Origin of the sequence: Enterobacter huaxiensis (assembly GCF_003594935.2) — a bacterium.
Classification (GTDB): Bacteria; Pseudomonadota; Gammaproteobacteria; order Enterobacterales; family Enterobacteriaceae; genus Enterobacter; species Enterobacter huaxiensis.
The window spans coordinates 63,320-83,214 of the sequence record NZ_CP043342.1 but is presented as its reverse complement, the minus strand read 5'-3'; the positions used below and the strand labels follow the sequence as shown (position 1 = coordinate 83,214).

19 protein-coding genes are annotated in these 19,895 nt (G+C 53.4%); 6 read left to right on the top strand and 13 right to left on the bottom strand.

From position 1 onward, the window contains the following. Positions 1–4: 4 nt before the first annotated feature. The 11 genes from D5067_RS00390 to D5067_RS00340 all read right to left on the bottom strand — a co-directional run bounded on the left by D5067_RS00390 (position 5) and on the right by D5067_RS00340 (position 11,103). Positions 5–754 (bottom strand): hypothetical protein, encoded by a 750-nt coding sequence (locus tag D5067_RS00390; protein ID WP_119936401.1) that lies wholly within the window; start codon positions 752–754, stop codon positions 5–7. Continuing rightward, on the bottom strand, positions 751–2,847 hold the full coding sequence (locus tag D5067_RS00385; RefSeq protein ID WP_119936402.1) for a peptidase domain-containing ABC transporter: 2,097 nt from the start codon (positions 2,845–2,847) through the stop codon (positions 751–753). The genes D5067_RS00390 and D5067_RS00385 overlap by 4 nt, the downstream gene beginning before the upstream one ends. A 67-nt stretch (positions 2,848–2,914) precedes the next feature. Continuing rightward, positions 2,915–3,100 (bottom strand): hypothetical protein, encoded by a 186-nt coding sequence (locus D5067_RS00380; RefSeq protein WP_001196016.1) that lies wholly within the window; start codon positions 3,098–3,100, stop codon positions 2,915–2,917. 23 nt (positions 3,101–3,123) lie between these two features. Beyond that, complete coding sequence (locus tag D5067_RS00375) at positions 3,124–3,318, bottom strand: hypothetical protein (RefSeq protein WP_013094846.1); 195 nt, start codon at positions 3,316–3,318, stop codon at positions 3,124–3,126. Between the two features lie 73 nt (positions 3,319–3,391). Further along, positions 3,392–4,045, bottom strand: coding sequence for an EcpB family pilus assembly chaperone (locus tag D5067_RS00370; RefSeq protein WP_119936403.1), 654 nt, complete (start codon positions 4,043–4,045; stop codon positions 3,392–3,394). A 6-nt stretch (positions 4,046–4,051) separates the two neighbouring features. Next, complete coding sequence (locus D5067_RS00365) at positions 4,052–5,653, bottom strand: fimbrial adhesin EcpD family protein (protein ID WP_243544815.1); 1,602 nt, start codon at positions 5,651–5,653, stop codon at positions 4,052–4,054. Beyond that, the gene (locus tag D5067_RS00360) at positions 5,628–8,222 is read right to left on the bottom strand and encodes a CS1-pili formation C-terminal domain-containing protein (RefSeq protein ID WP_119936404.1); all 2,595 of its coding nucleotides are present in this window, start codon (positions 8,220–8,222) and stop codon (positions 5,628–5,630) included. Before D5067_RS00360 ends, D5067_RS00365 begins: the two co-directional genes overlap by 26 nt. A gap of 6 nt (positions 8,223–8,228) precedes the next feature. Beyond that, on the bottom strand, positions 8,229–8,906 hold the full coding sequence (locus D5067_RS00355; RefSeq protein WP_119936405.1) for an EcpB family pilus assembly chaperone: 678 nt from the start codon (positions 8,904–8,906) through the stop codon (positions 8,229–8,231). A 45-nt stretch (positions 8,907–8,951) separates the two neighbouring features. Further along, positions 8,952–9,575, bottom strand: a complete 624-nt coding sequence (locus tag D5067_RS00350; protein ID WP_119936406.1) for a common pilus major fimbrillin subunit EcpA — start codon at positions 9,573–9,575, stop codon at positions 8,952–8,954. A gap of 226 nt (positions 9,576–9,801) precedes the next feature. Beyond that, positions 9,802–10,287: a FidL-like protein gene (locus tag D5067_RS00345; RefSeq protein WP_235843287.1), complete on the bottom strand. Its 486-nt coding sequence runs from the start codon at positions 10,285–10,287 to the stop codon at positions 9,802–9,804. Positions 10,288–10,290: 3 nt separating this feature from the next. Then, positions 10,291–11,103, bottom strand: a complete 813-nt coding sequence (locus D5067_RS00340) for a winged helix-turn-helix domain-containing protein (protein ID WP_119936407.1) — start codon at positions 11,101–11,103, stop codon at positions 10,291–10,293. Positions 11,104–11,477: 374 nt separating this feature from the next. On the opposite strand from D5067_RS00340, the gene D5067_RS00335 reads away from it, so the two are divergent. Genes D5067_RS00335 through D5067_RS00320 form a run of 4 tightly spaced genes read left to right on the top strand, consistent with a single transcriptional unit; the run spans position 11,478 to position 16,395 of the window. Then, on the top strand, positions 11,478–12,062 hold the full coding sequence (locus tag D5067_RS00335) for a fimbrial protein (protein ID WP_119936408.1): 585 nt from the start codon (positions 11,478–11,480) through the stop codon (positions 12,060–12,062). A 52-nt stretch (positions 12,063–12,114) separates the two neighbouring features. Then, positions 12,115–12,807 (top strand): fimbrial biogenesis chaperone, encoded by a 693-nt coding sequence (locus D5067_RS00330; RefSeq protein WP_119936409.1) that lies wholly within the window; start codon positions 12,115–12,117, stop codon positions 12,805–12,807. A gap of 15 nt (positions 12,808–12,822) precedes the next feature. Continuing rightward, positions 12,823–15,315 carry a fimbria/pilus outer membrane usher protein gene (locus D5067_RS00325; protein WP_119936410.1) on the top strand — a complete coding sequence of 831 codons (2,493 nt, stop codon included), beginning with the start codon at positions 12,823–12,825 and terminating at the stop codon, positions 15,313–15,315. A 15-nt stretch (positions 15,316–15,330) separates the two neighbouring features. Next, the gene (locus D5067_RS00320; protein ID WP_119936411.1) at positions 15,331–16,395 is read left to right on the top strand and encodes a fimbrial protein; all 1,065 of its coding nucleotides are present in this window, start codon (positions 15,331–15,333) and stop codon (positions 16,393–16,395) included. A gap of 6 nt (positions 16,396–16,401) precedes the next feature. Here D5067_RS00320 and D5067_RS00315 read toward each other — a convergent pair whose 3' ends face one another. Continuing rightward, positions 16,402–16,962, bottom strand: a complete 561-nt coding sequence (locus D5067_RS00315; RefSeq protein ID WP_233606894.1) for a LuxR C-terminal-related transcriptional regulator — start codon at positions 16,960–16,962, stop codon at positions 16,402–16,404. A gap of 614 nt (positions 16,963–17,576) precedes the next feature. On the opposite strand from D5067_RS00315, the gene D5067_RS00310 reads away from it, so the two are divergent. Continuing rightward, positions 17,577–18,197 (top strand): LuxR C-terminal-related transcriptional regulator, encoded by a 621-nt coding sequence (locus D5067_RS00310; protein WP_119936413.1) that lies wholly within the window; start codon positions 17,577–17,579, stop codon positions 18,195–18,197. 75 nt (positions 18,198–18,272) lie between these two features. Then, positions 18,273–18,953, top strand: coding sequence for an EAL domain-containing protein (locus tag D5067_RS00305; protein ID WP_119936414.1), 681 nt, complete (start codon positions 18,273–18,275; stop codon positions 18,951–18,953). A gap of 10 nt (positions 18,954–18,963) precedes the next feature. Here D5067_RS00305 and nlpA read toward each other — a convergent pair whose 3' ends face one another. After that, entirely contained in the window at positions 18,964–19,764 is an 801-nt protein-coding gene (nlpA, locus tag D5067_RS00300; protein WP_119936415.1) for a lipoprotein NlpA, read from the bottom strand. Positions 19,765–19,895: the final 131 nt, after the last annotated feature.

Genomic DNA, 19,895 nt, shown 5'->3' with positions numbered 1-19,895 from the left:
TATGTCATCCATGATAAATCACTGAAAGATCGTCCCATGCACTCCAGAGCGTGGGGGTTTTGCGCAGCGCGTTCAGCGTGTCGGTGGCGGCCTGACGGTAACCCTCTGGCGCATACGCCTGGCTCTCCAGCCCAAACTCCGCCGCGTGCAGCGAACAGACCGGCAGAAGCGTTCGGACGCTATAGCTATAGCGCGACAGAAAACGCGTTGAGACATCCGTCAGCCACGCTTTTTGATCGCCTGCCTGAGCCGCGAACAGCGGCGCATCCGGCAGGCGTTCGTCCATTAGCAGCACCGTTACCAGACGGTGAGGGGCGAAAAACGAGCCGGCGCGCCGCCCTTCGTGCGCGGCCATCAGCTTGTGCAGCGCAGGGTGACGGGTAATAAACTGAAAGCGTACATCGGCTGGCGCGGTGGCGAGCAGTGCATCCATAATCAGACCAAAACCCGCCCAGCGCATCCCCAGCAGCAGCGTGCGTGGCGAACGATAAAAAGAGTGCTCGTGCGTCCACTGCGCCACGTGCGCGTGCAGATCGAAGCGGACGTTGCGCGCCCATAGCGCGGGCGGGAAGATCTGCTCCACAAAGTTAAAACCGCTTAGCTCATGGGCGTTCTGATGCAGAAAATCGGCCGGGACATCGGCCTCCGGGCAGCGCATAAACTGGCTGTAGTTTTGCGCAATCCGGCCTGCCAGTAACGTGCTTCCGGCCTGGCGCGCGCAGAGTCGGGCATAGAGACGCGGCAGAAACATCATTGCTCACTCTCCCGCAGCGTTCCGTTTTCCATGGTATAACGGCGCCCGTGGCAGCCCACCACGTCCGGCGAGTGGGTGACAAAGACCAGGCCAATCCCCAGGCTTCGCAGGTTCTCCAGGACCTTTTGCGCGGTCGTCTTATCAAGATTCGCCGTCACTTCGTCGCAGAGCAGCAGGCTGGGCTGGCTGTACAGGGCCCGCGCCAGGACCAGACGCTGCATCTCCCCGGCTGAGAAAAAGGTATTCCCCGGCAGCATCTGCGTCTCGTAGCCGTGCGGCAGACGGGTGACGACGTGGTCCACTTCAGCCAGCCGGCACGCGGCAATGGCCCGATCTTTATCCGGTGCGCTGTCAAAGCAGGCGATGTTGTCCAGAATCGAGCCGGTAAAGAGAATATCGTCTGCATGTACGATGCGGATATGCTGGCGCAGCGAGGAAAGATCGCATTCTTCGATGGGGATCTGATTGATCCGCAGCGAGCCTGACGTCGACAGCAGCATGCCTGAGATCAGACGCAGCAGCGTGGTTTTTCCCGACCCGCTCTGACCGACAATCACCGCCTCTTCTCCCTGCTTAAGGGTCATATCGATGTGCTGCAGCGTGGCGTCACGGCCGGGATAGGCAAATGAAACGTCCTCAAATTGCAGACACACCGGCGAGGTGACAATGCGTTTGCCAAACTGGCTGGCTTCAGACGGGGCAAACAGCAGATCCCCCACGCGATCGAGCGGCCCTTTCAGGGCATTTTTGTCCAGCAGCTTTTGCGCGACCTGCACCATCGCATCTGAAAAATAGCGCTTGTAGCTGATATAGGCGTAAAGCATCCCGATACTCATCTGCCCCTCCAGAATCAGCCACGCGCCAAAGCAAACCACCAGAAGCTGTTCGGCGTTGATCACCAGCAGCGAAGCCACGTCAAAGCGGGCCAGCAGCCGCTCTTTACGCATCAGACCGGCGATGTGCTCACGCTGGGATTTGTCCATCACCGCATCCCTGGCCTGCTCCATGTTGTTCGCTTTGAGCGTGATGATCCCCTTCTGCGTCTCCACAAGCAGGGACTCATACTGTGCGGTTCGCTCGATGGAGTCGTCGACGGCGCGCTGATAGGGGCCAATCAGCGAAAAGCGAATCAGGAAAAAAACGCCCATCAGCAGCATCGTCAGCACGGCAATCTTTACGTTATACAGCAGCATAAACAGCAGGCTGGTCACGGCGATCAGGCTGGAAAAGAGAATTTGCACGTAGCCATTGCTGATGAACTCCGCGCAGGCATGAAGGGATTTTTCGATCGCCAGCACGATGCCCGGCGGGCGCGAGCGGAACCAGCCGGTCTGGGTGCGCAGCATGTAGTGACGAACGGACTGGCTCAGATCGTCATAGGCGATGTTGCGCATCAGGATCTCCAGCAGCTGCTTAAGAAATTTACCGATGACTTCAAAAATAAAGACGATGGCGAAGATCGCGGTGAGCAAGATCACCAGATCGCTGTCGCTGCGGGATATGGCCTCATCCATAATCAGCTGCACGTAGGTGGGGCTCGCCAGCATGGTGATGAGGGTAAAGATACAGAGCACAAACAGCAGGAGCTGTCGCTGGAAAAGACTGGGGGATTTATTGGCTAACCGTCCGAGGGTCAGCTTTTCCTCCGGGGACTTTTTTTCGAAACGCGGCGTGGGCTTCAGCTCCAGGATATAACCGGAGAAGAGCTTTTCGGCCTCTTTCAGACGGTAACGACGCACGCCGCTGGCGGGGTCGTGAACGGTCACGCTGCGGCTGTCGATTTTCACGATGACAACAAAATGGTTACCGCGCCAGAAGGCGATGACCGGCAACTCAGACGTCTCTATTTCAGTGATTTCGCCTTTGAGCACCCGGCCGGTCATATTTTTATCGCTGGCAAGGGTCATCAATTCCGCCATTGAGGTTCCCGCATCGGCAGAAACGGCGATCTCCCGGCGCAGCTGGCTTACTGAGACATGGTGCTCGTAGTACCCCAACACCATCGCCAGGCAGGCCAGTCCACATTCGGTAAATTCATGCTGGCGAATAACAGGAGTCTTACCCTGTTTTTTATACTGAAAGAGCGAAAACATAATTATCCGTGGCTGAAATAAAAAAATGGCCCGGCAATGCGGGCCATGCGTACAATGTTCTTCACGCTTATGCGCTGAAGAAACCGCCGATGAAGCCGCCCACCAGGCCAAATACGCCGCCAATGGTGCCGCCCAGCGCGCCTAACATCTGGCTGCCCGCGTTATAGCCTGCGCTTGCACCCTGGATAGCGGCAGCAAACGGATCCCAACCACCGATAATGGCCTGAGCTTTTTTGAAATCGATAACTTGCATGATTTTTTTCCTGTTAACGTGAATTAGTTGTAGCTGCCAACCAGCGCGCCCAGGAAGCCCATTGCGCCACCCAGAATTCCACCGACCACACCGCCAACCATGCCCATGATGCTGGCGCCGGTGTCGTAACCCAGCTGTGCACCTTTAACCAGACCCGCGAACGGGTTTAATGCGCCGCCGATAATATCTTTCGCTTCTACGAATGAAATCGCTTTCATTTTTATCTCCTGTAGTTATGGATCTTTAGCATGATGCTAAAGGCTAATTTCCTTTTATGAAGGAAAGCGGTTGCTAAGAGCAGGTGCTAAGCGGAATGATTTTATTTCCATAAACAATCATTCGCCTTGCGGCCTGTCCGGCATTATCAATTTCCAGCCGTTGTCCGGGTGGAATATATTTTGAATCGTTGTATTGCGTACCGCACCCGGCCGAGGATACATATTTGAAATAGGTATTCCCGGTGTTACTTACCACTCCGTTGCTAAACGCATAATCAAAATGTCGTGTCCAGGGACGGACAATCAAAATCGCCTCAAGCGAGACCACCACATCCGACTGGATGCGCTGGCCTTTACGCATGACAACCTTTGCCTGGAGCGGCGTCTCGGTGAATTTGACGCGATAGTAACGCTCTTTGCTGTCGTGAGGGCCGGAATAGTAAAATTTAAACCCGGCGCGTTCACCGCTCCCCAGCGTTAATTGTTTAGGCGAAAACATAATCTCGCCATCTTTTATTTCAGTCTCTTTGCCCTTTTCTTTAGGAACGTCTACCTGAATAAGCGAAACTGTATAATTCTGACTTTCACCGGTATCGTTCTTTATAGGCTGAAAAACCACTTCTTTTTCTGGCAAAAAATCAATATTCAGACTTTCGATAATTAAAGCATTTGCTCCGAATGAAATGAAGCAATTTATTGCAAAAATAGCCAGGATTTTTCCAGTCATATTCGTTTAATTCCAGGATGCGCTGACGTCTATTTTCCCCTGAGCGGTTACTTCACCAAACCAGCTATTCCCGTCATAGGTTGTTTTCGACACCGGGTTATCCATAACAAATTGCAAGACCAGCGGCGTTTGCCACAGCCACATATCCGTCACGCCAGAGCTGATTTTGTTCCACTCTTCCGCATGGGTCGCCGGAGCCGGTACCTGGAGCACTTCGCCTTTACAGTTGTGCGCCATCAGCGTCTGGCTTTTCCCCACCAGCACGTTGCCCGGAATGGGCACCGTAAAGCCGTTGCCGCTAAAGGCGCAGTAGTCGACGCCGTTCAGGCTTTGCGTGGGTCCGGTCACCTTCACCGTGACCGCTATCGCCGCATCTTTTTCTGCTCCGCTGTAGGTAATGGTATAGGGGATCTCAATTGGCGCTCCGCCAATGGCGCCTTTCCCGGAACCGCCCAGACCGTTAGGGTCCAGGGTGTAATCCGGACTGTCAGGCACGATCGCCAGACCCGGCTGGATGGGGTTAATCACCAGCCCGCCGCCCGGCTGGAAGCAGAAGTCCGCCGCCAGCGAGCTGTTGCCCGGCGTCAGGCACAGGCTGACAATATTGCCAATGCTGCTGCCGTCTCCCGACTGCGCCACGCTCAGGATTAACGCTTTAGGCAGGAATATTTTAAGGTAGGCTTTACCGCCATTTTTCTGCGGTGCCGCGAGGAACGTGTTCGCCAGGACGCGCGTATCGCTCAGGATACCGCCGGAGATGCTGTACCAGGTGCTTTCATCGAAGGTCAGCTCGGCGGCGAGGCCGGTGCCACCGCTCATGTGCGATTGCAGAACGCTGTTAATCCGGGAAGAGGTGAGCGCCAGCCCCCCGCTGTAGCCGGAAATGTCCTCACCGATAAACGTGTATTCGAGCAGGTCACATAGTACCCCAGACACCGTATTGCGGGTGTATTTGGTGCAGGTGGCCCCCGTCGATCCGTCGACAATCGTCACCTCGCCGCTGATCGGATCAATCCCCAGGTTAAGCGCCCGGGAGTTGGTCATCGTCAGCGTCCCCACCTTGTGGAGCGTATTCGTCGTGGTCACCTTGTTAATGGAGCTGGTTTGCGGCGTGGAGGTGATAGTCACCTCATCACCCGGCGCGGCGTTGAGCAAATAGTTGAAGAACGGGTCGCTCAGCACCCAGCGGCCGTATGACGTGCCGGGCTCCATCACCGGAGGCTTCACCACCATCGACGTGTCGGTATAGCTGGTCGTCGGGGTATATCCCGTGTTGCCGCAGGATGCTGAACACGCCGTACCTTTAAAGAACGGCGAAGCGCTGGATCCCGTTACGGCAAAGTTTATCGTCAGCGCGCTTCCCGCCGGGCCGCTGTAGCTGTTGTCCGGGATATAGGTAGCCACCCCGTTGTTGGTTTTTGCACTCAGCGTCGGCCACTCGCGCGAGCCGTGTAAAAACGAGGTGGAGGTGCTGTTCAGGCTAAATAGCGCCGCGGAATTCCCCGTACCGTTATTGTCGGGATTATTAATGGCGAAATAGGGCAGCTGCTGCGCCTGGGCAGCCGCACTCATCAACAGCAGGTTAAGAGCGAATATCTTTTTCATCATCACGTTCCAGTGTTCCTTTTGCTTCCTGCCAGACGTAATCGCCCTTATTGCAGGAGATGTCCCCCAGCCACAGCGCACCGCGGTTGGACTCGATATCCAGACGTACCTCGCAGACGCTGTCATCCGGGGTGGCAATGCTCAGAATCGGATTGTTTTTATCCACATCAATCACGAAGCGACCGTCGTTTTCCGTTCGGGTCAGCCCAACGTGGTTTTTGATCTGCGTGGCGCCGATCGGGGCGCCGTTTGCATCAACCAGACGGCCAAACAGGGTGACGATTTTCTTCACCTGCGGCTTCATCACCACGGTATTGCCCGGGTAGACGGTGATATGGCGACGCGCGTTCGCACCAATCTCATAGCTTTCCGTGCCGGTTTCGCTGTTCATCACCTCCAGGTCATAGGCCTGGTATGCCGGCAGGGACAGCCAGGTTTTATCCCCTTTAATGCGCTCCGCGCGGCCGTTGAGCTTCAGCGTGAGCGCCTCGTCAGATTTAAGGCCGGTGCTAACAATCACCCCCGCGCTGTCGGTACCTTTGCCGGCGGCGATGGCCTCTTTGGACCAGCCCACACTGCCGTCGCTGGTCAGCGTGGAGTTCCAGCCTTTGCTCATGCCGCTCTGCACGCTGAGGATGTTGCTGTTCCACGGCGTATCGAAGTTCACGCTGCCCCCGCCGCTGACGCTGCGGTCGTAGGTGCTGTTAAAGGCTTTCGAGACGTTGGCCGTGGCCGACTTCAGGTAGTCGCCGTCAAACTGGCGGCTGGCGCTGACGTTCAGCGCCGTGCCGGTATCGCGGTTGTGAGAAACCCCTACCGAAACGGTGTTGCCCAGCGGAATGGAGAAGTCGAGCATCACGTAGCGATCTTTCTCTTCGTAATAGCCATCGTATTTATTGCGCGACATTCCGACGCGCAGGCGCGCGGTACCGTAGCGACCGGCGTAGAGCCCCTGGGAGTAGTCCATCTGGTAGCGCTTGTAGCGGTACATTTCGTCTTCCTGGCGCATCAGGCTCAGGTTGCCCGCAGAGGGCAGGCCGAAAGACGGCAGGCTAAATGACGCCCCCCAGGTGTTGCCCTTGCTCTCATAGATGTCCAGAAACTTGCCGCTGGAGAGCTGCTCGTGCGAGTACCAGACCGAACCTATCTGCCACGGCAGGCTAAGATTCGCACCATAGTTGGCGCGGTACGTCCCGTCAGAGGCGGCCATGGTCTGGGAATTGACCGAGAAAAAGTCCGTCAGATTCAGGGAGGCCCACAGCTCGCTGACGATGTGCTCCCGCATCATGTAGGTCGATGCGTTCCAGTCGACCATCCCGCTGCGCTTGCTGAACGAGGCCCCCACCAGCGACATGGTGTCTTTATGTTTGGTGTCGTAATCGTAGTAGTACGTGTTGTCCTGCTCGTTTTTGCGCTTCGCGTATTTTTTATAATTCACGACGGACTTATCGCGGCTGTAAATCCCGCCCCACGTCTGCCAGCGCAGCGTTTCCGACACGTTGTTGGAGAACGGTTTATTGACGGTGTACATGCTGCGCGACACGGTGCGGCTGCCGCTGACCACTTCAACCTCAACGCTGTAGATCCCGTAAGGCAGATTGCTGGTGTCAATTTCGTGGTTGCCGACGTCAAAGCGCTGAATGCCAATAAGCTGGCCGTCGCGGCGAATACGCGCCTCGCCCGCCGTCGGGAAGTAGACCACCACGGGGGTCAGTGAAAGCGTGTTGTCGCGCTTGCGCGAGTTCGCCTGGTTGCCCATCGACACGCCGTACACTTCACCACCGGCAATGCCGCTGACGCTGGCTAAAGACTGCATCGCCCAGCCGTTAAGCATGCCTGCGGCGTAGCGCATCCCCTGATAGTCGCGCTCCCACATTGCGGCGTTCATCTGGGTATCGCTGCTGTTTTCGTTCACATAGCCGGAGCCGTCGATCAGCAGGTGATCGACCCCCATCGACACCCAGCTCTTCGCGTTGAGGTAGCCGGATGACCAGCTGTCGCCGTAGCCGCTTTCGGTATGGTACGCGCCGAGGTTATAGGAGAATGTGCCGCTCAGGTCATCGCTTTCAGGCGCATCGATATCCACCTCGCGCGGGCGGATATTCACCCCATAGTCGCTTTGGGATAAATTCAGCAGCAGGCGCATCTTCTTCTGATCCAGCTCGAATGCCGAACCGGCGCTCACCGGGATGCGCATCTGGTCGTTAAACTGCTTATCGTTAATGCTCTGCAGCAGCGCGCGCATCTCTTTCGACAGGCGAACGCCGTTATCGGACTCCTGCACCTGAACATCCCTCAGCCCCAGCTTGAGGTCCTTCGCAAAGAGCGTCACGTCACCGATACGAACATATTCGCTCGCCGTGCCCTCGCGATTCCCTTGCTGTGCCGAATGTGGACGCGTATTCACCAGATAGACGGGAATTTTGATCCCCTGCTCCAGCAGTCCATAAAGCGAGTCGGGAAAACGGTAATTAGCGATAACTACGGAGCTTGAGGCTGCATACGCAAACGCGGGCAGCATGCCGGATGCGCAAGCCATCATCACCGGCAACACTAATTTATTTTTCACCATGCATCCTTACTTAACAGGAATGAACTGTTTCTGGTCCCAAATTCCGAGATGAAAATGGTTGTCCGTCACGTTGATATCGTCGATAGCGCGCGAGGTACCGGGCATCAGATAGAAGTTTTTGGTGCAGGGCGTAGAAGGTGATTCCGGGTTCGGTTTCAGGCACGTCCCTGTCGCGTTGACGCGAAACGAGGTGTTGCCTTTATTGGTCATCTTTCCCGCCACGTAGACGAAATCGATTTTTTTCTCCCGCGGCTGGACCACCAGAATGGTGCTCACCACTGCGCGCGTCATCCCTTTACCGTTCTTTTGAGAACCATTGTCCAGGTCTTCGCTCACCCCTTCGTCGACGAAGGTGATGCGGTAGTAACGCTCTTTGTTATCGGCATTGCCGTGATAGTAAAATTTGACGATATTGCTGGTGCCGGCGGGCATCACCATGCGCGTGGGCGTCAGCAGCAGCTCATCCACTTTCTCCGGATTAATCACGATCCCTTCGTCCATCGGGCTGCTGATACGCTGGGCGCTAATGGACACGATGCGCACGGAATCGGCTTCGTTTTTAATTTCCTTGGCGGTGGTGTCTGCATTTGCAGGAATGATGGTGGTGACTTTTCCCACATTGATGGCCAGCGCGGAGGAAGAGACGAACAATAAGAATAAGAAGGCGGGTTTTAGGCTTAACATGATATTTCCCTAAACAGGGGCTTGCGCCCCTGGATCTGTCAGGCCTTAGCCCCAGGTTGCGCGGAACGCAACGGACACGGTACCTTCCCACAGGCTGTTGGTCAGGTCTTTGAACTCTTTCGCGGCACCTGCGTTGTCCTGAGCGGAATCAACGTAGAACACGAACTTGTCCTGGCCAGTAATTTCGGTATCTGCCACAGCGCCAGCGCTGGTGGTCAGGTTCCACAGGCCAGAAGAGACGCCGGTGTTAGACGCAGAGTCAACCAGCGTGGTCCACGCGGTAGATTTCGCACCTACAGTACCGCCCACGGAGCCCAGGTCGTTGCCGCCCCAGCGCGCGCCCACTTTCAGCTTGGTTGATTCACCGCCGACGCTGAACAGGGTGTTGTTGGAATCGTCAAGGATCGCTTCGAGCTTAAAGGTCGTTGCTGTAGAGTGATCGCCACGAATAGCCACATCAAACAGGCCGGTGTCGGTGTTGAATGCTTTTGTATTTGCGCTGTATACAAAGTTCAGCGCACGCGTCGGGGTGATAACCAGGTCAGATTCGCTGTCCTTAGTTGCAGACGCCTGCCAGGTTGCAGATGCAGTTGTTTCAGCAGCATTAACAGCGCTCAGGGCAGAAACAGACAGCAGTGAGCCCAGAACGATAGCGTTCAGTTTGTTCATTTAATTAGTCCTTCAAAAAAGAATCCACATGTTTAAAAAGGGGTGCCCCTTTTCGAGGCGGAGTATAGTCAGCCTAAAAATAGTGAGGCAATACAGAATAATTCACTCGCCTTGGTTAAAAGGCGAATATAAAAATGAACGCCTTGTATCTTATTGTTACACAATGGATTAATTTCCTGAATTTCAGAAAATAGATAATCATCGATTCTTATATTGACGAAAAATATCAGGACGTCGGAACAGATACGCACATCATTATGGGCAGCACCAGACCTTTAATTAGCCACGCATGCTCCTTGATGCTGGTAATATAGAAGAAATTAATATTATCCAGCAACATTTCATTTACAATACCGTCAGGCGCAACATCGTCTTCAGATTTATTCATTTTTTTGTCTTTAATATAGTAAATATTACTCCCGTCGACTTTTTCAACCGTCAGGGTGTAATTTCTGTCAATCAGAAAGTTTTGCCCTTCTTTTCTGAGCACGCCTTTATGGATAACCGTCACGACGTCTTTGCTGTTAAACAGAAACAGCGTCGTTAAGGACATATCGGTTAAATCCCCCGTTGAATAGGTTTTCCAGGAAACCGTATCTGACTGGCAGCCAAATCCCTCGTCCTGCGTTCTCATAAAATAAAACAGCAGCAGGGCGATCGCCGACACCACCAGCACTACACCCGATAACACACTCAGCTTAGTCCTCGACATATTTTAACTCCCGGTCAGGCTTCTGTAAGAAAGGCAATTCTTATAATCATCAACGCTGTCCTGCTGGTAACAGATAGCCAGAAAATAATTTTCCATCTGCGATTTTGTGAAGTTTGAATAGTAAACATCAGCAACTTGATGTTCGCAGTCGATCTGCTGCCTGGCGATGACCTCTTTTACGCGGTTAAAATAGTACTGTCGTGGCTGATACATGTTCTTATCGATAAGGTATACCGTACACCGGTCAACTTTGCCGAGCAGATGAATATCAGACTCTTTCAGCGTCTCTGCAAAGGACTCTTTGTGATGAATCATAAAGAGAGCGACGCCGAGCATGACAGTTAAAGACACAGCACAGAACGAAATAAAGGCGGAAGGCCAAAGCCTTATTCTGTTAGGAGGGTCGGGTTCTCGTTTCTGAATGAGCGGTTCAGATTCTTCTGGTGCCGGGTATTCAGTAACAGATTGAACGACAGGTGGCCTTACCGTGTGGTGTTCAATATGCGCCGCAAGGCTGAAACCTTTTCCGCGAATCGTTTTAATCAGCAAAGGATCGCGCCCCAGGGTACGAAATGCCTTTCTGATTTCACTTATGGCAACATTAAGGCTAACGGAAGAACCTGAGAAGCCGCGCTCTTCCCATACTTTCTTTATCAGCTCGTCTCTGTCGAGTGTCTTTCCATTATTGATGATAAGTTCATACAGTAAACGTGCCGCCTGATTGGATAACTTAATGGAGGACTCTTCTTCTCCATTAATCATGATCATACCGGTATCCACCTCATAAAGCATAGCAAGATCAATGAGATACTTCATATTATTATTGCACCACTGTTATAAAATTGTGTATTTCCCTGGCAATAATAAGTCTAAAGAGTGTGTGGTCAAGTCAAGTAATATTATTTGAGGGGGGGATTTAGAAAACTTCATTAATTAACGATTATTAAATCATTAATTCAAATCTTCGAACGAAGGCATTTAGGTTAAGATCTTATAAAAACACTCCAATCCAGATTATAATCTTAATATTAGCAATTTTTCAGAATAATGTTTTGTTATGTATATTTTTGATGCAACATAATATCGTCAAAGCGTTTTAAGCGGATCTTAATGCGCTTTGTCCGGCAAGAGTGCGATGCGCGGCCGAATAACATTCATTTTATATAAAACAAATCTTTATGGAGTTTATCATGTTCAAGACGATCATGACCGTTACTGTGCTGGCCGCTGCTGTCGCCTCTACCAGTACTATGGCTGCAGACAATTCTGCCGGTGGCGTAATTAACTTTACCGGCGCAATTACCGATACCACCTGTACCATCAACGGTGGTAAAAGCGCTGACTTTACCGTTGCGCTCTCCCCGATCTCGGTGAAAGATGCCGGTACAACGGTCGGCCTGATTACCAAAAATAAAAAATCGATTGCACTGACCTTCTCCGGCTGTTCGCCAGCGGCGGGAACCACGGGTACACCGCTTAAGGTTTATTTCTCCAGCGCGGATAATATTTCCACCGACGGAAAATACCTCCTGAACAACAGCGTTAACGAAAGCGACGCGAGCGTTGCGCGTAACGTAGGTTTTGCGCTGGTTGAACCTGGCGCATCTGCACCTATTGCGCTGAACCAGGCGTACACCACCGATATCATGGGTACCGCAACGGCACCAGATTCAGAAACGCTGACGCTGGACGTTTACTACTATAAAACTAACGCTACCGCAGCAACCGTGGGTGAATTAAGTTCCAACGTTACCTACACCATTTCCTATCTGTAATATTAATTATTCAGGCTCTGCATTCGCAGGGCCTGTATTTAAGGTTTCAATCATGCGTAAGGCAATTATGCTGGCGGTACTCCTGCTGAGCTCGGGTCACTCATGGGCCAATATTGTCATCAATGGCACTCGAGTCCTTTATCCTGAAAATAATAAAGAGGTGATCGTCCAGTTAATGAATACCGGTGATTCACCCGCGCTGGTGCAATCATGGATTGATGATGGCGATATAAACTCTACGCCGGAAACAGCAAAGGTGCCTTTCCTGCTTTCGCCCCCGGTGATTAAGGTCAGCGGCCATAATGGCCAGCAGCTGCGCATTAAAAAACTGCCGGGGAATTTGCCTGCGGACCGGGAGTCTGTTTTCTTTCTTAACGTACTCGATATTCCGCCAAAACCGGAAAATCTGCAGAACCAGAATACCGTGCAGCTGGCCATTAAGTCGCGCATCAAACTTTTTTATCGCCCGGCTTCGCTGGCCGGTTCGCTCGATGATGCGGTAGGGAAACTGACCCTGGCTGCCGACGGCAATCAGTTCCGCATCAGTAATAACAGCCCGTTCCATATTACCGTCGCCAATATTTCTCGGGGTAAAACAAAATTACTCAACGAGTCACCGATGGTTTCTCCTTTTGGACAGCTGACGATAGCCACCAAAAATGACGTTAAGCGTGGCCAGACCTTCCAGCTGATGTACGTGGACGATCTGGGCGCCTATAAAACCCGGACCTTCACCAGCCAGTGATCGGAAAGACTCACCATGAAATTGAAACAAAACAGACTCTGTCTGCTGGCAGTCTGCTCGCTTCTGCTTTCGCATAAATCAGGGGCCGTGTCGTTTGATACCTCTCTGCTTGCTGGCGCATCCGGTGAGTCCGATCTGTCACGTTTTTACGAAAACAACCTCATGCCTGCCGGCAAGCAGGAAATGGACATCTACGTAAACGGGAGCTGGAAGGGGCGCTACAGCGTGACCTACGGCGAACGGCCGGATGACATTCATCTTGCCTGGAAAGACGCGCAGTCGCTGGGGATCAGCATGAAGGCCATTCCTGCACCGGCCATCGCGCGGGGAGAGGTTCAGTTACATGATTTAGTTCAGGGCGGTGAGGTCAAAACCGATCCGGGCACCCTGAGCCTGGCGCTCACGGTTCCGCAGGCAGCCCTGCTGCGTACCGAAGAGGGCTATATTGCCCCCCAATTCTGGAGCGAGGGCATACCGGCGCTGATGCTCTCCTGGAACACGACCTGGTACAACACGCGTACAAAAGGAACGGCAAAAGAGACCAACGACGATTTTTACGCCGGGCTGGACTCCGGCGCGAACCTGTTCGGCTGGCAGTTTCGCGACAGCAGCACCTGGCAAAAATCGGCCAGCGGCGACAGTCGCTGGCAAAACAACACCCGCTATCTGCGCCGCCCGCTGGCCTCGCTGACGTCAAACCTGACGCTGGGGGACTTTTATATTCCGGGCGATCTGTTTGACTCTCTTCGCGTGCGCGGGGTCTCTCTGGCGTCAGACATGAAAATGCGGCCAAACTCCCAGCAGGGCTTCTCGCCGGTGATCCACGGCGTGGCGCGCACTAACGCCCTGGTAAAAGTCTCCCAGAATGGCAACGTTATCTATCAGGAAAACGTTCCGCCGGGACAGTTCACGCTCGACAGCATCCAGCCCACGGGGTCGGCCGGCGATCTGCTGGTCGTGGTTCGCGAGGCCGATGGCTCTCAGCAATCTTTTACCGTACCGTTTTCTGCGGTTCCCGGCATGTTGAAAGAGGGCGTGAGCCAGTACAGCGTGGTCGCGGGTAAAGTTCATCAAAATACGCTGGACGCCGATCCGGCATTCCTGCAGGCCACGCTGCGCTACGGATTCAATAACCTCATTACCGGCTACACGGGAACGATCGTCAGCGATAACTACCAGGCCGGGCTGATCGGAACGGGCTGGAATTTTCCTTTCGGCGCCGTTTCCTTTGACGTCACCCAGGCGAAAACCACGCTGCAGGATCGCACCGACAGCGGCCAAAGCTTTCGCGTGTCGTACAGCAAGTTTATTAACACCACCGCCACCAACTTCACGCTGGCGGCCTACCGTTATTCCACCAAAGGCTATTACAGCTTTAGCGATGCGCTCTATTCGCGCGAAGGCTATCAGCGCCTGAAAGAGCAGTACGACGAGTATGAAGATCGGTTCGGCGTTGCGCCGGAAATGTCGATGAGCACCTGGGATGCCCTGCGCGCGGCGCAGCCTAAAAATACCTTAACGCTCAACCTGAACCAGCGCCTGGCAGAGAGCTGGGGGACGGTGTTTATTTCCGGGACGCAGCGTGATTACTGGAATTCACAGCAAACCACGCGCGAATATCAGGCCGGATATTCAAACGCGATCGGCCGCGCCAGCTATACCCTTTCGGCAAGCCGCGTCCGTAACAGCGACAGGGCGGAAGAGACGCGCTTTTATCTCTCGCTCAGCCTGCCGTTCTCGCTGTTTGATAATAATGCATGGATAACCTCCAGCCTGACGGCCAGCGATTCTCACTACGAGCAGAGCAATATCAGCATGAGCGGCAACGCGCTGGAGTCGAACCGCCTGAGCTACACCTTCTCAGGCAGTAACGCGCGAGGAGGAAATAACTCGGCAAGCGTTAACACGGCCTATCGCTCCAGTTTTGCCACCCTTGGCGGCTCTTACAGTGAATCTTCAGACTACCGCCAGACCGGTCTCAACGGACGCGGAAGCCTGGTGGCTTACCCGTGGCATGTTCTCGCCTCCAACGAAACCGGTTCGACCATGACAATCGTGGACGCGCCGCAGGCCGAGGGGCTGATGGTGAACGGGGACGAAAGCATCGTGACCAATCGCGACGGCGTGGCGCTGGTGCCTTACGCAACCCCCTACCGCAAGAACTCAATCACGCTGTCTGAAACCGAAAACAGCTCGGGCGCGGAAGTGCTCGGCAACATGGCCAACGTGGCTCCGTACGATGGCGCCGTGAACTACGTTCGCTTTGAAACCGACAAACGTCAGTCATGGGTGCTTCGCGCCACGCGCGCCGACGGCAGGCCGCTGCCATTTGGGACCGAAGTGCTGGATGAAAAAGGCGAATCTGTGGGTTACGTCGGCCAGGCAAGCGTGCTCTATATCCGTGCCGAACAGCCGCCGCGCGCGCTCAACGTTCATCTTCGCGGCGGCACATGCGAAATCTCCGCACCGGCCTGGGGGCTGGACAGTCCGTCATCGGTTTGCCATTAATTACGGAATATCATTATGTTAAGGTTCTTCACTCTTCTGCTTCTGGCGTGCGTCAGCACCGCCAGCTACGCCACCTGCTCCGGCGGCAGCATTGTCTACGGCACGCCTATCAGCGTTGATTTGTCCGACAAGCTCAGCCCGGCCACGCCGACCTGGACGGGGAGCTATACCACGCAGTACAGCGGCTCGTTTAACTGTTCAACGAGCAACAGCGAGTTCTCCTATACCCCGATCCTGTCAACCAACAGCAGCTACGCCACCATACTCGGGTTCAGCAACAACAAATATATGGTGCACGCGGAGATCACCAGCACCCAGCCCAACAAGACGCTCTCCGCCAGCGGCAGCCATACGGCGTCGGAGCTGAACACGCCATTTACGGTGCGCTTCACGCTCGTGAACCAGAGCGGGACCACGCTCGCCGGGGACACGGCAACCATGAGTGACGTGATGTTCGTGAGCGATATGAGCGGCATGTCATTCTGGGAAATCATCGGCTGGCCAATCAGCCAGCTGGTGAAGATTGTCCAGTGGCTGTTCAACGGATTCCAGTGGCCCTACGACAACCGCGACATGTTCGGCCAGCCGATGACCATCAAATATGCGCCGAAGCTGACCACCTGCTCGTTCGATAACGCCGGGCTGACCGTCAAACTCCCAACGCTCGGCATTCCTCAGCTGAACGCGGCTTCACAACCAGGGTTGACGCCTTTCTCGCTGAACATGAGCTGCCAGAACGTGGGCGCTAACGGCAATTCAGACCGGGCTATTGAGATGTTCCTCTCCAGCACGCAGCTGCTGTCGACCGACAGTTCCGTGCTGATCGACAGCACCAGCGGCGCCGCTCAGGGCGTGGGCCTGCGGCTGATTCAGCGTAATAATCCGCAAATGCCGGTCATTTTTTCAACGTCTACCACCAGCCGCGGTAACGCCACGATGATTTTCAACGTGGCGGCAGGCGGGGCGCTGAGCGAGCACTTCACCCTGCCTATGGCGGCGTACTACTCTGTTTGGGCACCCGCAAAAGTGTCTCAGGGGAAGATCAATACCTCCGCAACGTTGAATATCATCTACCCCTGACGCGGGCTAGCCTCCCATCTTTCCAACCGTCTGCAGATACCTAATCAACTCGCTATGGTTGGAAAGATTGAGCTTCTTCATCGCATTGTGTTTCTGCGTGGCAATTGTGCTTACGGAGCGGTTTCGGTGACGGGCAATCTCGGTAATAGAGTACCCTTCCACGATCAAATGAATCACCTCCCATTCCCTTGATGAGAGCACGGAACGCGACCGCGATCCTGCCCTCATCGCTTTCCTGAGCCAGGAAGAGACGACCGGTTTCGGCTCTTCTGTCAGCATGAGCGTATGCAGCTCATTTTTCAGCTCTGTCATCTCATCCTGCAGGCTGATGGTCAGTTCAAACTTCATCTCCAGCACTTTTTTTAATAACCCATACTGCAGATCGGGAACAAAAAGAACGCGTCGAACAGCGTTTGACTTACATAAAAGCGTTAAGCGAGCGCTGGTCTCAGTGCTCCACTCTTTGTGATTAAGAAGATAATTAAACTCGGTAATAAAAACATCAAAAGCATCATCCGCCAGAGACGTCAGCATTTTTTCTGTTGAGTCGATGATGGTGATCTGCAATTCGTAATCGGGGAGAAGATTCTGGAGGGCCTGACATATTACCTCCGCAAATATATTTATTTTGTAGAATATCATCACCCTGACGGGAGTTTCAGCATTTATCATATTATGTCTAAATTATCGTAAAAAAGAAAATGATAATAGGTTATGCCTCCTGCAGTCACAACCTCTTCGCGCCAGGATTTTATCCTCCTGAATGCTAAAATTCTGAACAGGGATATTAAATTTATAGAATAACTTCTATTTTATCCTTTAGCTCTGTCGTTAAGGAATGCAAGAATGCAGGAGAGATCGCGCTCTGACTATGATTTTTTCTGACAATACGGCAGGAAAACCACGTAAAATCCGTGGATTAACGGTATTTAAAACCAGACTAAAGCTTAATATTGGGCTATTGCCAGGATAAAAATCTAACGTGAAGATTATTAAAAGATTAAAGCAGTTGTATTTATCATTAAATCAATTTTTCATTTTTATATTCCCCCAATAATTAGCATGCTCTTTACTCCTCTGTTTCTGTTGGCTTACATTTACTCCGTCGCATCAGACAATTAAAAAAGTAGTTCGCTATTTTCTCTTCCAGGGACTGATTATTCAGCGAAAGGAGAATGCCAATGATAAACAAAAAAACAATTCACGTTGCCGTGGTTGATAGCTGTGAATTCACCATGATTGGCCTGCAATCATTAGGAAAGCGTGAGTCAGAGGTACAACAGGATGTCATTTTCCATGGGTTTACGCATATCGAAGATCTTGCGCTTAGCGAACAGCCGTATGACATTATTATTTACGACCCGCTGAATACCGGTCATTTCAGAGTCACAACCAATGACGATATTCTGTGTATTAAGCAAAAGCAGCCCGGGGCTAAGATCTATATCTATTCGTTGTCCGTCGGTTATTTGAAGTTTAAGCATGTTGACGGGGTCATCAGCAAAAGGGTTTCTCTCGGCGATATCAAAGCGCTGTGGCAAATCCTGATGAGCCAGACGCCGCAGGCGCCCGGTCTCTATAACGTGAGCATGACGACCCGCCTGCGCACTCCGGCAAGATTGTCCAGCGAGGAGGCCAGCGTACTGCGCGGCTACTCCTGTAACCTGAAAACCAAGCAGATTGCCCGCCAGCTGGGCTGCAACGTGAGGCTGGTTTATTTCTACAAGAATAATGCCATGAACAAACTGAAGGCGGTGCGAGGCCCTTCGTTCTACCAAAGCATCCGCTGGATATTGAATTAAGTATTTGACCGTGTGTCGTTTGCCTTTTGTTCCCGTGTCCGCGGGAACCTTTTTTCGTTTTCTGAAGGCTGTTCCATGTATACCGTTCTCCCCTCTCCCGTATTGCAAAGCATCTCAGGGCTGCGATTCCAGCCGCTTGTCGACTTTCATTCAGGCCACGTTGTCGCGCATGAAGTTCTCGTGGAGATCCACAACGTCAATCTTGACGTTTTCTTTGCCTCACTCCCTGCCCGTTCTGCGCTGCAGATTTTTTTCTGGCAGGCGACTACCCTCCTGCAGATGCCAGATCGCGGCCATTACTGGTTAAACCTTCCGGCTGAACACTTCCTTGACGATCGCGCCGTCCGGCTATTGCTTTCGCTGCGCCACCAGCAGCGTTTGACGATAGAGATACAGGACCCGCTGACCATCACCCGCATGCACGAAGCTGAACGGCAGCGCCTGCGTAAGACCCTTAATCAGCTCAGGGCGGCGGGCTGGAAGATCTGGCTGGACGATCTCACTCGCGAGCTGACAGAAGAATTCAAGCACCTTGCACTTGCGCTCGACGGGGTAAAAATCGATCGTTCAGAGCTGAATTCACCTGCGCCGCTTGCCCCGTATATCGACACGGTTAAAACCGGGATTGCTGGCCGTATCGTCATAGAAGGTATAGAGAACTCACAGGATCTGGAACGAGCCCGTGCAACGGGGGCACGCTTCGGCCAGGGTTTCCTCTGGCCGGAAAGCCGGATTGATGCACGGGTGACGCGCTAAGGCCAGCAGATTACCAGCCCGGCACCGCCCCGCCGTTGAAGATCGTCTCAGCGGCTTTTGCCACCTCAGGAGACTGATAGGACTGAATAAACTCCTTCACGTTTTCGGCGTCTTTGTTGTCTTCACGCGTGACGACAATGTTCACGTACGGCGAATTTTTATCTTCGATGAAGACGCTATCGTGAACCGGAGAAAGCCCGGTTTGCTGGAGATAGGTGGTGCTGATGATGGCGACATCCACTTTCGGGTCGTCCAGCACGCGCGGCAGCTGCGCGCCTTCAAGCTCCATAATCTTCAGGTTCTTCGGGTTTGCCGTGATATCCAGCGCCGTTGGCAGCAGGCCAACGTCTGGCTTGAGGGTAACCAGCTTCTCTTTTTGCAGCAGCAGCAGCGCGCGGCCGAGGTTGGTTGGGTCATTAGGGATGGCAACGGTTGCGCCGTCCTTCAGCTCAGACACCGCTTTAATCTTGCGGGAGTAGCCGGCCATCGGGAAAACGAAGGTGTTGGCAACTGCAACCAGCCTGTAGCCGTGCGCCTTGTTATCTTCCGCCAGGAACGGACGATGCTGGAACACGTTGGCGTCCAGCTCCCCGTGGTTGGTGGAATCGTTGGGCAGCAGCGAGCCGCTAAAGCCGACCAGCTCCACGTCCAGCCCATACTTCTCTTTTGCCACCTTTTTGGCGACTTCCGCCACGTCCTGCTCGGCGCCGTTAATCACGCCGACCTTAATGTGTTTGGCATCGTTGCTGTTTTGGTCACAGCCCGCGAGCAGCAGCCCAGTCAGGAGAAGCGCACCCAGTCGAAGTTTCACGAGAAGTTCCTTTTGATAAACGTTTAGAAGACTATATCGACAACGAGACGGCTCTCTAAAAAACGAAAAGGAATCAATAAGAAGGATACGTTATATGCGGCCTATTGTCGGGTGGCGCTACGCTTACCCGA